The sequence below is a fragment of the Streptomyces sp. NPDC101219 genome, assembly GCF_044767675.1.
In the GTDB taxonomy this organism is placed as follows: domain Bacteria; phylum Actinomycetota; class Actinomycetes; order Streptomycetales; family Streptomycetaceae; genus Streptomyces.
The window spans coordinates 116,923-128,640 of record NZ_JBIWOK010000013.1 but is presented as its reverse complement, the minus strand read 5'-3'; the positions used below and the strand labels follow the sequence as shown (position 1 = coordinate 128,640).

At 68.6% G+C, this 11,718-nt stretch carries 13 protein-coding genes; 4 read left to right on the top strand and 9 right to left on the bottom strand.

The genetic code is table 11. From position 1 onward, the window contains the following. Positions 1-14 precede the first annotated feature (14 nt). From ACIRPP_RS24700 to pcaC, 5 genes are all read right to left on the bottom strand, one after another. Complete coding sequence (locus tag ACIRPP_RS24700; RefSeq protein ID WP_164347783.1) at positions 15-758, bottom strand: amino acid ABC transporter ATP-binding protein; 744 nt, start codon at positions 756-758, stop codon at positions 15-17. A 157-nt stretch (positions 759-915) separates the two neighbouring features. Next, positions 916-1,323: a DUF6278 family protein gene (locus ACIRPP_RS24695; protein WP_403646655.1), complete on the bottom strand. Its 408-nt coding sequence runs from the start codon at positions 1,321-1,323 to the stop codon at positions 916-918. A gap of 242 nt (positions 1,324-1,565) precedes the next feature. After that, positions 1,566-2,357 (bottom strand): exodeoxyribonuclease III, encoded by a 792-nt coding sequence (locus tag ACIRPP_RS24690; RefSeq protein ID WP_403646652.1) that lies wholly within the window; start codon positions 2,355-2,357, stop codon positions 1,566-1,568. A gap of 52 nt (positions 2,358-2,409) precedes the next feature. Then, positions 2,410-3,045 carry an MBL fold metallo-hydrolase gene (locus ACIRPP_RS24685; RefSeq protein ID WP_403646649.1) on the bottom strand — a complete coding sequence of 212 codons (636 nt, stop codon included), beginning with the start codon at positions 3,043-3,045 and terminating at the stop codon, positions 2,410-2,412. A 37-nt stretch (positions 3,046-3,082) separates the two neighbouring features. After that, positions 3,083-4,396, bottom strand: coding sequence for a 4-carboxymuconolactone decarboxylase (pcaC, locus tag ACIRPP_RS24680; RefSeq protein ID WP_403646646.1), 1,314 nt, complete (start codon positions 4,394-4,396; stop codon positions 3,083-3,085). A 270-nt stretch (positions 4,397-4,666) separates the two neighbouring features. Here pcaC and ACIRPP_RS24675 point away from each other — a divergent pair, with 270 nt between their 5' ends. Then, positions 4,667-5,008, top strand: coding sequence for a hypothetical protein (locus ACIRPP_RS24675; RefSeq protein ID WP_403646643.1), 342 nt, complete (start codon positions 4,667-4,669; stop codon positions 5,006-5,008). 21 nt (positions 5,009-5,029) lie between these two features. On the opposite strand, the gene ACIRPP_RS24670 is transcribed toward ACIRPP_RS24675, so the two are convergent. Then, positions 5,030-5,188, bottom strand: a complete 159-nt coding sequence (locus ACIRPP_RS24670; protein ID WP_403646641.1) for a hypothetical protein — start codon at positions 5,186-5,188, stop codon at positions 5,030-5,032. 271 nt (positions 5,189-5,459) lie between these two features. Between ACIRPP_RS24670 and ACIRPP_RS24665 the strand changes: the two genes are divergently transcribed. Next, entirely contained in the window at positions 5,460-6,401 is a 942-nt protein-coding gene (locus ACIRPP_RS24665) for a DUF6551 family protein (protein WP_334555901.1), read from the top strand. A gap of 273 nt (positions 6,402-6,674) precedes the next feature. Here ACIRPP_RS24665 and ACIRPP_RS24660 read toward each other — a convergent pair whose 3' ends face one another. Then, a complete protein-coding gene (locus ACIRPP_RS24660; RefSeq protein ID WP_058085257.1) occupies positions 6,675-6,866 on the bottom strand; it encodes a hypothetical protein in 192 nt (63 codons plus the stop codon). Positions 6,867-7,149: 283 nt separating this feature from the next. Further along, positions 7,150-8,361 carry a tyrosine-type recombinase/integrase gene (locus ACIRPP_RS24655; protein WP_403646637.1) on the bottom strand — a complete coding sequence of 404 codons (1,212 nt, stop codon included), beginning with the start codon at positions 8,359-8,361 and terminating at the stop codon, positions 7,150-7,152. A 1,038-nt stretch (positions 8,362-9,399) separates the two neighbouring features. Between ACIRPP_RS24655 and cutA the strand changes: the two genes are divergently transcribed. Next, positions 9,400-9,726: a divalent-cation tolerance protein CutA gene (cutA, locus tag ACIRPP_RS24650; protein ID WP_006143010.1), complete on the top strand. Its 327-nt coding sequence runs from the start codon at positions 9,400-9,402 to the stop codon at positions 9,724-9,726. A 65-nt stretch (positions 9,727-9,791) separates the two neighbouring features. Here the strand turns inward: cutA and ACIRPP_RS24645 are convergent, their stop codons facing one another. Further along, positions 9,792-11,033, bottom strand: a complete 1,242-nt coding sequence (locus ACIRPP_RS24645) for a helix-turn-helix transcriptional regulator (protein ID WP_403646634.1) — start codon at positions 11,031-11,033, stop codon at positions 9,792-9,794. A gap of 131 nt (positions 11,034-11,164) precedes the next feature. On the opposite strand from ACIRPP_RS24645, the gene ACIRPP_RS24640 reads away from it, so the two are divergent. Further along, positions 11,165-11,674, top strand: a complete 510-nt coding sequence (locus ACIRPP_RS24640; RefSeq protein ID WP_403646631.1) for an ATP-binding protein — start codon at positions 11,165-11,167, stop codon at positions 11,672-11,674. Positions 11,675-11,718 lie beyond the last annotated feature (44 nt).

Sequence of the window (11,718 nt, the reverse complement as noted above, 5' to 3'; positions counted from 1 at the left end):
CGGCGCCACCCGCTTCAGTGCTTGAGGATCTTGGAGAGGAAGTCCTTGGCCCGGTCACTGCTCGGGCGGGTGAAGAAGTCGTCCGGTGTGCGGTCCTCGACGATCCGGCCGTCGGCCATGAACACCACCCGGTTGGCGGCCGAGCGGGCAAAACCCATCTCATGGGTGACGACGATCATCGTCATGCCGTCCGCGGCAAGGGCCTTCATCACCTCCAGCACCTCCGTGATCATTTCCGGGTCCAGGGCGGAGGTGGGCTCGTCGAAGAGCATCGCCTTGGGTTCCATCGCCAGCGCCCGCGCGATCGCCACCCGCTGCTGCTGCCCGCCGGAGAGCTGCGCCGGGTACTTGTCGGCCTGGTCGGCAACGCCCACCCGGTCGAGCAGCTCACGGGAACGCCGGTCCGCCTCCTCCTTCTTGCGGCCGCGGACCTTGATCTGGCCCAGCGAGACGTTCTGCAGCACCGTGCGGTGCGCGAAGAGGTTGAACGACTGGAAGACCATGCCGACATCGGCCCGCAGCCGTGCCAGCTCCTTGCCCTCGTCCGGGAGCAGTTGCCCGTCGAGCCGGATGGTGCCGGAGCCGATGGTCTCCAGCCGGTTGATCGCCCGGCACAGGGTCGACTTCCCCGAGCCCGAGGGGCCGATGACGACGACCACCTCCCCCCGGCCCACGGTGAGGTTGATGTCCTGCAGTACATGCAGGTCACCGAAGTGCTTGTTGACGTCCTGCAGCTCGATCAGCGGATCGACGGCCATACCGCCCCTACTCACTCTCAGCCGTGTGGTGCTGCCGCAACGTATCCAGGCAAGATCGCGTGGACGGCGCGACACGCACCTTCCGGTCATTAGCCGTATTTACCGCCCTTTGCGGCTGCCTTCGCCACCGCCCGCGGCCGGCCGGGCGGTCAGCCTGTCACGCCTCCGCGACCTCGGCATAGAGCTGGGACAGTTCGGGCACTCCACTGGACGCCCACGCGTGACCGGATTCCACGACGTCGAACACCCGGCCGGAGTCGAGCCGTACGACCGGCTGCCCGTCGGACCGGATCTCCCAGAGGGCTCCCGGCACCGTCCGCACGATGACGGTGCCCAGGTAGAGACCGGCGTCGTTGCCGAGCCAGTTCAGGGTGTCCTCGTCGTCCCGCCAGCCCGGCACCAGCTGGTCCAGGGCCTCCAACGAGGCCGGGGAGTCGTCCAGTCGGACCCCGGCCCGGGACGCCTGGGAGCGCAGCAGTTCGCACTCGGCGAGGAGGTCCGCGATGCCCTCCGGATCGGGGAACCCCAGCTTCCGGCGCCGGTTGCCCAGGAAAGGGATGTTCATACCTCCAGCCTGTCATTCGTACCGCCTTGTGCACCACAGGGCGCGCGGACCCGCGGCGGGCGGCGGCCGTCGGCGCGCCGACGGCCCCGGGCGCGGGGGCGGTTCGGGCGGCCGGGAAGGCGGTTCGGGCGGGCCGGGGCGGCCGGAGGAGGGCGGTTCAGGCGGCTGGGGCGGCGGGTGCGGGCGGGCCGGGGCGGCGGGTGCGGGCAGCCGGGGCGGCGGTCCGGGCGGGCCGGGACCGGTCAGGCGTCGGGGGCCAGGTCCAGGTCCACGACGACCGGCGCGTGGTCGGAGGCGCCCTTGCCCTTGCGCTCCTCACGGTCCACGTAGGAGTCGGTGACCGCCTTGGCGAACGCCTCGTTGCCGTAGACCAGGTCGATGCGCATGCCCCGGTTCTTGGGGAAGCACAGCTGGCGGTAGTCCCAGTACGTGAAGGGGTGCTCGTACTTCAGGGGGCGCGGGACGACGTCCGTCAGACCGGCCCCGCGCAGGGAGGCGAGGGCGGCCCGCTCGGCGGGCGTGACGTGGGTGGAGCCCTCGAAGGCGGCCCGGTCGTAGACGTCGTCGTCGGTCGGCGCCACGTTGTAGTCGCCCATCACGGCGAACGGGCGGCTGCCGGCCGCGTCACCGGCGACGGCGGCCCGCAGCGCCTCCAGCCACTGGAGCTTGTAGGCGTAGTGCGGGTGGTCCACCTCCCGACCGTTGGGCACGTACACGGACCAGACGCGGACCGGTCCGCAGGTGGCGGAGATCGCGCGGGGCTCCACGGAGCCGTCGTAACCGGGGTCGCCGGGCAGGCCCTTGACGACGTCCTCCAGGCCGACGCGGGAGAGCACCGCCACGCCGTTCCACCGGCCGGTGGCGTGGACCGCCGCCTCGTAGCCCAGCTCGCGCAGCGGCTCCACCGGGAACTGCTCCTCGGCGACCTTGGCCTCCTGGAGGCACAGCACGTCCGTGCCGCTGCTCTCCAGCCAGGCCAGGAGCCTCGGCAGGCGGGCGGTGATCGAGTTCACGTTCCAGGTCGCGATGCGCATGTCCCCCAACCTACCCGGCACGTGTGACAACCCGGATCTGCCGCCCGCGGGCTCACAGCCGCACCGACGCCCCCGGCTCCAGCCGCAGGTGCTCGGTGCCGCCGAGGGCGCCGATCTGCCGGTCGTAGATCGGGCGGGCGAGGTCGGTGAGCAGGGCGTCGTGCACGTCGTAGGCGCGCTCGGGGCGCACCTCACGGACGTAGTCGATGACCTCGGAGATCTTGTTCCAGGGGGCCATGACCGGCAGCATCAGCGTGCGCACGGGGCGGTCGGGGACGGTCAGCGCGTCACCGGGGTGGAAGACCGCGCCGCCGTCCACGAGGTAGCCGACGTTGGTGACGCGCGGGATGTCGGGGTGGATCACGGCGTGCAGCTCGCCGTGCACCTCGACGTCGAAGCCCGCCGCGGTGAACGTGTCGCCGTGCCCGACGGTGTGCACGCGCCCGGGGAAGGCCGTCGTGAGCTGCTCGGCGACCGCGGGAAGGGTCCAGATCTCCGCGGCCGGATCGGCGTCCAGGGCGGCCCGCAGGCGGCCCTCGTCGAAGTGGTCGGGGTGCTCGTGCGTGACCAGCACGGCCTCCGCGCCGACGGCCGCGTCGGGCTCGGTGAACCCGCCGGGGTCGATGACCAGGGCGCGCCCGTCCTTCTCCAGGCGGACGCAGGCGTGCGACATCTTCGTGAGCCTCATGGTCCCATCCTGCCCCCGGGGCCCCTGGGTGCGCGCCTCACTCCTGGGGCGTGGTCTCCTCCTGGACGACCTGCTGGGCGACCCGGAAGGCGCTCCCGGCCGCCGGGATGCCGCAGTACACGGCCGTCTGGAGCAGCACCTCCTTGATCTCGTCCGGGGTGAGCCCGTTGCGCAGGGCGGCCCGCGTGTGGGAGGCCAGCTCCTCCAGGTGGCCGCCGGCGGCCAGGGCGGTCAGGGTGACGCAGCTGCGGGTGCGCCGGTCCAGGCCCGGCCGGTCCCAGACCCCGCCCCACGCGTAACGGGTGACGAACTCCTGGTAGTCGGCGGAGAAGTCGTCGGCCTCGGCCAGCACCCGGTCGACGTGCGCGTCGCCCAGCACGTCCCGGCGGACCTTGATCCCCGCGTCGTACGCGTCGGCCGCGCCGTGGGCGGCCTGCCGCGGGGCCGCCGGGGCGATCTCGGCGACCGGCGCGGCCGGGGGCGGCGGGGCGGCGGGGGCCGGTGCCGGGGCCGGCCGCGGGACGGCGCCGGGGGGCAGCGCGACCTGCCCGGTGGCGGTGTCGTAGGCGGGCTGCCAGGCGGTGGAGAAGTGCCGGACCAGCAGGTCGGTCACGGCGGCGGGCTGCTCGACCGGCACCAGGTGGGAGGCGCCGGGGACGACGGCGAGCCGGGCGTCCGGGATGCCCGCGACCAGGTTGCGCGCCTCGGCGGGCCCGGTGACCTGGTCCTCCGAGCCGACCAGCACCAGCGTCGGCACCCCGACGCTGCCGAGTCCGGCCCGCACGTCGAAGGAGGCGAGGGCCTCGCAGGCGGCGATGTAGCAGCCGGGGTCGGTCGTGCGGACCATCTGCACGGCCCACTCGGTGATGGCGGGCTGCGCGGCCGCGAACCCGCCGGTGAACCAGCGGTCGGGCGCGCTGCGCGCCATCGGGTCGAGCCCGTTGGTCCGGACGATCACCCCGCGCCGCCGGAACTCGTCCGCCGAACCGAACCGCGGTGAGGCGGCGATCAGGGCCAGCGATGCGAGCCGCTCGGGGTGCCGCAACGCCAGCTCGATCCCGACCGCCCCGCCCAGCGCGCACCCGGCGTAGCCGAACCGCTGCACACCGAGCCCTTCCAGGGTGGCGAGCAGCCGCTCGGCGAGTTCCGCCACGGAGTCCGCCGGGTGGGCGGGCGCCCCTCCGTGCCCGGGCAGGTCGAACCGGAACACCCGCCACTGCCGGGTCAGTTCCGGGACCTGGCGGTCCCACATGTGCCATGTGGTACCCAGTGAGGGACCCAGGATCAGGACCGGAGCGTCTTCTGGCCCGTCAAAGCGGTATTGCAGGGTGTTCGGGGGTGTCTCACTCACGCCCCAGACCCTCTCACGTCTCACGAAATCTCACACGGCCAGGTGAACCCGGCGGCTCGTGACCCTCGCGGCGCGGCACGCCCGGCACCGCCGAGACCCTCATGGGTCCACGTACGGGTTCTTCGATGTGCACGCCTGACCGTGGGGACAGCGCGTCCTCCTGGCTCGCGCACCCTCGCGATCCCTGCGCTGCGCAGCATCCCACTTCGGCACGGCTTTCAGACCGTCTGGTTTGCAGCAAAGCGTGTAGTGCCGTCACCAAGGATCGGCATGGCGCACCTGAAAACCTTCCGGACACCCGAGCAGCGTGCTGAAGCCGACGAAGTCATCTGGGGGCCGTACCGCTTCAGGCCCGGAGTCGATTACGCGGATGCACTGGGCCTGGCGGTCCCCCCGTCCCCCCTCCTCCCCGGCGGCCGCACTCGGCTCGCCGTAGACCCCTCCCCGCTGCCCTCCTGGCACGAAGGCTCCGACGGCGAGCAGGGCTGGCGCGACCGCTACCGCACCTCTCCCATCCGCCTCTGGGCGACCTGCACCGTTCCGGATCACAAGCCCTGGTCGCTCGCTTTCGCGGTGCCGCAGGACGGCGGCTGGGCCCTCGGCGGCGCCTGACCCGGACGGGGGCCGGCCTCACTACTGGCCGTCAAGGTCGAGGCGTGGGCCGGTCTTGGCGTACGCGGCGTTCCCAGCGAACTGGTACTTCTCACAGGCGGACTGGCGGGTGACTCCGAGCGCGTCGGCGACCTTCTGCCAGGGCTCCTTCCGGTGCCGAGCGCGAGCCACAGCGATCACCCTCAGAGGCTCGGTTCGCCCCTCCAGCTCACGCAGCGCGGCCAGGGCGGCGCGCGGGACGCGGGGGCGCACGAAGCCCGATTGAGAGCACCCGGCGCGGGGGCGAACGCACAATCAGCCCCCAATTAGCAGGTCACCAGCGTGTCGGGTCCAAGACCATGCGAGAAGAACAAAAGTGCGAGAACTTCGGAGATGCGAAACGGTTTGACATGCGAGAAATTTCTAAGGTTGGCTGGCCGCCAAACCACCAACCTGGACGGGAGTTGCCTCCATGGCGACGACGACGACCGCCCCGGCCCCCAAGGGCGCCGAGGGCAAACGGGGGACGAAGACCGCCCCCGTCCGCAAGGTCACCGTGCGCAAGCAGCGCGGGAAGGACGCGCCGCCGCAGTACGAGCCGGTGCCGCACGACGACCGGCCCGTCTACTATCGGAAGATTCCGGTGGGCCTGCTGGAGGTCGACCCCAGCCTGGACTCCCAGCGGATGTTCCAGCGCCCCTGGGCCAACAAGCTGGCCAAGATCTGGAACCCCGCCGTCCTGCTCCCCGCGATCGTTGCCCGGCGGTCCGACGGCCGGTACTACGTCCTGGACGGCCAGCACAGCAATCAGGTGGCCCTGGAGAAGCACGGACCGGACTTCGAACGGCACTGCCTGGTGTACGAAGGGCTGGACATCTCCGAGGAGGCCGCCTTGTTCCTCGCCGCGAACCGCGACCGCAAGGCGGTCAAGCCCGCGGACAACTACCGGGTGGCCCTCAAGGCCGGCGAACCGCTGGTGACGCGGATCGACGCCGAAGTGCGGTCCTGCGGTCTGACCGTCACCGGCAGCAGCACGGTCAACCAGGTGGGCGCCGTCCAGGCCGTCATGGCCGTGGGCGAGAAGCGTGAGGGACTGCTACCCAAGGTCCTCAACACCGTGGCCGCCGCCTGGGGCCGGGACGCCTCCTCGTGGGACAACATGGTCCTCCGCGCGGTCGGCCTGGTCATCGACAACAACTGGGACAAGGTCGACCTCGATCGTCTGGCCAAGGCCCTGCGCAAGTACACGGTCCGCCTGTGGAAGACCAACGCCATCCGCATGACGAAGTCCGGCGGCGGCTCCCAGTCCCGTTCCCTGCCGCTGGCCGAGAACATCATCACCGAGTACAACAAGGGCGAGACGGACCCCGCGAAGGTCCTGATCGCGCCCGTGGGCCGCGCCTCCCGCGCGTAGCCGTCCCCAGGCCGGTAGGCCCCCACCCCGATGCCGACGGGGTGGGGGCCTACCGCGTGCGACCCTACCCCTGGGCCCGGCAGCAGCCCCGGCTCACGCTGGTCCCCGGCCTGGGCCACGCCGCACAGATGAAGAGTCTGCGCCAGGTCCTCGACGGCGCCCAGGACGTAACCGCAGCGCGCCGGGAGAGCGAGAGCCGGGTCAGCGCACGTGATCAATTTCAGCGCCAACGGCTGTACCGATGTTCCAACCGCCGTCCCAGCCCCCCTGCGATCAGCCGTAGTACGCGTCGCGCGCAGCGGTGAACGCGACCGCTGCCCTTTCGACCTCTTCGAGGGCAGCCCACTGCTTGTCGGTCAGCTCCTCCTCGGTCTGGTCAATCGGCCAAACCTCATCGAGTTCCCGACGCTTCGTCGCGAACTCCGCCCGGGCTGCCAGATAGGTTTCACGCTCCTGCTGGTTCATGGCGCAAGGCTACGGCAGTCTCCGGAGATCAACCGTCAGTCACCATCGGGCTGATCACCGCGGAGAACTGGCGACAGTTAAATACGCGAGCCCACCAGTACCTCGCACACACGGCGGGCAAGCTCTGCCTTCCCTCGCAGGAGGGGAGACGTTGGCCGTAGCCTGCCCGCCCCTCCCCGTTGCCGTCGCTGGTCCACAGCCAGCAGCCGGCCTCCGGGTCACCTCGATTTGACTGCCATACGGCTGAGCAGGTCGCCCAATCGGCAGGCCGCCTGAGTCAGGCTTACCCCTCCGTCGCAGCACCGTGCAGGCCGTCCCACGTTGTGGCGGCTCCGCGGAGGTCCTCCACGTCCGGCTTCACGTACCACTTCTTGGTGGTCTTGACGTTCGTGTGTCCGGCCCACCGGGCAAGGATGTGATCCGGCACGCCTTTGTTGGCGAGGTATGTGAGGCAGGAGGAGCGAGCGTCGTAGAGGCGCACTCTGCGGAGTTCAAGGATCTCCATGAGCCGGTAAGCGCGTCTGCGGAGCTGCTTGATCGTGAAGGCTTCCCCGGTCTCGTGCACCACGACGTATCCGGAATCCGAGTAAGCCTCACCGAGGACGAGCTTCTCCTTGGCTTGGAGAGCCCTGAACGACTTGAGGGCAGCCAGCACCGGTGCCGGCAAAGGAAGATCCCGTTCCCCGGCCAGGGACTTGGTGTCCTTCTCCACAACGTACCGATTCCCCATCATTGTCCGCGTGTTGGCTATGGTGATCGTGGCGGCTTCCAAGTCCACGTCTTCCCATCGGAGTCCGCAGACTTCAGCCGGACGTAGACCCATGAGGGACAGCAAGAGAGCAGCGTAAAGCCGTTCTGTCCGGACACCGTGAATGAACGTCTGAATCTCCTGCACGTTCCACGGCTTCACCTCCTGCTTCTTCTTTCGCTCTTCTTTACGTGCCCTACGTGGGATGGTCACATGTTGGGCTACATTCATGGTTACTAGCCGACGCGTAACGGCTCGATTCAGGGCGTCCTTCAATCGGGCGAGACTCATCTCCACGCTGGTCACTCCAAGCGGAGTACCTGCTTTGTCACCGCGTACCCGCCCATGCTTCAACGCCCAGTGCATCCAATTTTCTACATCTTCCTCGGTGAGTTCTTGAAGCCGGATGCGCCCCAGCCTCCCCCGAACTCGATCGAGGGTAACCCGATAGTTGTAAATAGTGGTTTCTTCCAGATCCTCTGCCTTCATGGCCAGCCACTGATCAAGCCACTCATTTACATTTATCTGGTTGGGCGGTACGAACGTCCCTTCCTCTCGGCGGTTGGTGATGCGCGCGTACTCAGCCTTCGCCTCCTTGAGAGTGGCGAACGTACGAGTCAGCTGTTTGCGCCTCCCGGTGGCAGGGTCGATGCCTACGTCGACTACGAACCGGTAGCGCACCTGTCCCCTGGAGTTGGGTGGAAGCTTCTTGATCGGAACGGACAGGGGGTACTCACTCTCCTTCAAGGGGACCTGCACGAGCAGGGCGCCGGATCATCTGGCTGGCACCAGACCAGTGCCATTCCGTTTCACGGGCTGCTGAGTTCGCTGCAGCTCCGCCGCCAAGCACAGCCGCGCATGCGAACGTCCTCAAGGAACCTCACGATCGCCGGTTTTGCTAACCGGCGATCGTCGTCTATGTTGCGCACCGCATCACGAAGGCGGCATCTGTTTAGGCCCGCCGCAGCCAGGGCCAGCCGACGCGCAACCAGGTGCGCGCCGTCCGTGGCGAGCACCAGCAGACCGTCATCGGTGAGGCGGTCGAGATTCCGGGCAGCGAGTCGCTCGTCCTGATGGCGAGTGCCACTTGCCGTGTTGCGGCGCCAAGACGTGCCGCACGGTATGCGAGGGCGGCACTGACGCCGCGATAGCCGGGTTGCAACAGGTCCTCGCCGAACAGGCCAGCCACGCAAAGGCAGACGTACAGCCCGGCGGAAAGGGTCCCGTAGTCGCCGGCTGCCTGGCTGTACCAGGCGTTCAGACGCGCCGCGGGTATAAAGAGCGGGTGCAGTGAAGCGAGCGAATCGAATAGCGGAGTCAGACAGGCGGACCTCCCCAAGTAGGAGCCCTGCCAGCAAGGCAGTCACACGGGCGCAGGATTCCAAGGCATTTCGCAACCTGGGCCGCAGTGGAGCATCTGCACATCCTGGCCTGGTGTTTTCCGGGACGTTGTACGTTGACATGGTCCGGACGGAGGTATCCAGTCCTGTGGTCCTATTTCTCGTCTGCCGTGAGCGAATGGCCGCCGACAGCCAGCAAATCCTCCTGTCGTGGGCTTGTGAAGCGCACGAGCCCCGGCGCCTGCCTCATGCAGCCGCACGACCTCGTTGATGAGAACCTGCCACCGCGGTGCCGAAGCGAGGCGCCACCCCGCATGGCCCACCGGCACCTGACTGGTACAGGCACGTGGTCGAGCCTCACTCGCCCTGAGGGGTGGCTACCAGCTTTCGGTGTGCCCTGGACGGCTGGGTAGGGTCGCGGTACCCAAGCTGGAGAGGTAGTTGCATGGCCCACGATATTGTGATTGCGCAGACGACCAGCGACGACGAGGGGCAGGCGACGATGCTGGCCCGAGGTGCGGTCGAGAGCAAGCTTGCAGCGGGAGTTCACATTGATGCGCCAATCACCGCCTTCTACTGGTGGAAGGGGAAGGTCGAGGCGGCGCGGGAGTGGCGCATCTCGTATATGACTACGACGGACCGTCTACCCGCGCTAGAAGCGTGGGTGCACGAGAAGCACTCGTACGACGTCCCCCAATGGATCACTCTGCCCGTAACCGGCGGGTCGGAGGCGTACCTGTCCTGGGTCTTCGAGGAGACGGAATCGGACTGAGGAGCCACGGGCCGGGCGTCGGCGGCGTTGGCGCCCTGGGCGTGCCGCGTGCCACCCGAGGTGGATCAGGATGCGAACCGCCGGAAATGAACGGCAAGTTCGTGTTCGCTGTCAGGAAGCAACGCTGCAATAGCCGCCGCCCGCTCCTTGCCCATGGTGTTGGGCTTGGCCCGTGCCGCCGCAGCAAACTGGCGTGCCACGTAGACGCCTTGGTCGACGTCACCCCCACGCAGTAGGGCCGAAGCGAGATCACCGAGGACCACGACGCCCCCGTCCGGTAGTCCGTCTCCGAGGCGGTCGACCGCGGTATCAGCTGTGGACGTGAGCTCGGGACGCCTCAGCTGGCCGTACACGGACAGGGCCAACGAGTCCATGCGGTATGGGGTCACGAACCTGACCCATGCCTGCTCGCTGGCGTGGTCCGCGAAATCGTAAGCGAAGCGCGCTCGGTCTAACGCCCGGAGCGCCCCCACCTCGTCGCCGGCCGCCGCAGCTTCTTCCGCATGCCTACCGAGAACCCAGGCGGCAGCAGTAGCGTTACCGTGGCCGCGCACGTCGTTGGCGGCTTGGGAGAGGAACTCCATCTTCGCCTTTGGCGTCAAAGAGCCGTAGCTGCTGTAGGTCAGGGCCAGGGCTCGGAGTGGAGGATGCCCGGCAGCCGCCGCGCACTGCGACGTGACTTTGTAGTAGGCGTTGGCTTTGTCGTGCTCCCCCAGGTCCCAGGCCACCCAACCGGCCAGAGCGGCGGTTTCTCCGGCGGCGATGGTGAGAGCGCCTTCGTGATCGCCTGCACGAGGCAGGGCCGCAGTGATCGCGTCAAGATGCGACTCGACCGTTTTTTGTAGCCGCCGCGCGCTGAGGTTGAGTTCCTGGACGTGCAGTTCAGCGGCTCGGTCGATGAGCGCAGCGGCAGCGGGCGAATCGATCTTGGCCCCCTTGCTGAGGGCGAAGGCGAGGCGCCCCCAGGGCTCGGCGGCCACGCTCACGCCGATGGTGGCGCTACCCAGGAGCGTGCGACGCTTCACGGCGTCTTGCTCCTCCCCTGCATCGGCATGCCCCTTTCTCTTCCGAGCGCGGGCGGCCTTGGCCTCTCGCTGTAGTTCCTCGAAGGGGACACCGCAGGCCGCCGCGATGTGGCCGATCGTGTGGTTGGTAGGAATGTTCTCGAAGTTCTCATAACGGCTGATCTCTCGGCGGGTCATGGTGTCCCGGCCGGAGACAGCGTTGATCGCCTCCGCCTGCTCCTCCTGAGTCCGGCCCGCCTCCTGCCGAAGCCGGAGGAGCAGGTCGGCGAACGGGTCTGGCATGAGTGTGACCTCTGTTGGTGGGCGGAATCCAATCATGGCCTCAATTCCCCCCTGCAGTTTCCCCCTTGACATATTTTTCCCCCTCTGGATTCCCCTGGTCGACGGCGTCGCCGCGCGGTGCCATAGCCCACATGACCAGGCTCCAAGAGGCGGCCCCGCCCGGCGGGGGCATCCGTAGCTGTGCGGCTACAGCAGGCGCGTCATGCGTCAGGCCGGTTCAGGAAGACGGGCCCGGCGCATGGGCGAGGGCAGAGGTACCGGCGGCATCCCATGCCTGTCAGGCGGCCCTTCTCCCCGACCTCGCGAAGGTCGGGGAGATGCGGCGCATAGCCAGGGCGTTCCTGCGGCGGTGCCGTGTTTCGGAGCCGGTGGCGGGGCTCGTCGTACTGGCCGTCTCGGAGCTGGTCACCAACGCCGTAGTCCACGGTGAGGGCGAAGTCGTGCTCCGCATCACGGTGGGCGTCGACGTGGTGCGTGTCTCGGTAACCGACCACAACCCGGCGCCCGCTGTGCTCAAGGATGCCGGACCCGACGGTGAATCGGGGCGCGGGATCCGGCTGGTCGATGCGATCTCAGACGCATGGGAGAGCAGCGGCGAAGAGACGTGGTGTGAGTTCCAAGACGCGAGGGCTGCAGCTTGAGCCAGACCTCCAGTTGGTTGCCGACGATGCAAATGGCAAGCCGG

What these genes read in the sequence shown, in the direction of transcription:
- ACIRPP_RS24660 (WP_058085257.1), bottom strand. Translation starts at nt 6,866, where the DNA reads ATGAACCAGCAGGAGCGTGAAACCTATCTGGCAGCCCGGGCGGAGTTC.
- ACIRPP_RS24695 (WP_403646655.1), bottom strand. Translation starts at nt 1,323, where the DNA reads ATGAACATCCCTTTCCTGGGCAACCGGCGCCGGAAGCTGGGGTTCCCC.
- ACIRPP_RS24685 (WP_403646649.1), bottom strand. Translation starts at nt 3,045, where the DNA reads ATGAGGCTCACGAAGATGTCGCACGCCTGCGTCCGCCTGGAGAAGGAC.
- ACIRPP_RS24640 (WP_403646631.1), top strand. Translation starts at nt 11,165, where the DNA reads ATGACCAGGCTCCAAGAGGCGGCCCCGCCCGGCGGGGGCATCCGTAGC.
- ACIRPP_RS24645 (WP_403646634.1), bottom strand. Translation starts at nt 11,033, where the DNA reads ATGCCAGACCCGTTCGCCGACCTGCTCCTCCGGCTTCGGCAGGAGGCG.
- cutA (WP_006143010.1), top strand. Translation starts at nt 9,400, where the DNA reads ATGGCCCACGATATTGTGATTGCGCAGACGACCAGCGACGACGAGGGG.
- ACIRPP_RS24700 (WP_164347783.1), bottom strand. Translation starts at nt 758, where the DNA reads ATGGCCGTCGATCCGCTGATCGAGCTGCAGGACGTCAACAAGCACTTC.
- ACIRPP_RS24690 (WP_403646652.1), bottom strand. Translation starts at nt 2,357, where the DNA reads ATGCGCATCGCGACCTGGAACGTGAACTCGATCACCGCCCGCCTGCCG.
- ACIRPP_RS24675 (WP_403646643.1), top strand. Translation starts at nt 4,667, where the DNA reads ATGGCGCACCTGAAAACCTTCCGGACACCCGAGCAGCGTGCTGAAGCC.
- ACIRPP_RS24665 (WP_334555901.1), top strand. Translation starts at nt 5,460, where the DNA reads ATGGCGACGACGACGACCGCCCCGGCCCCCAAGGGCGCCGAGGGCAAA.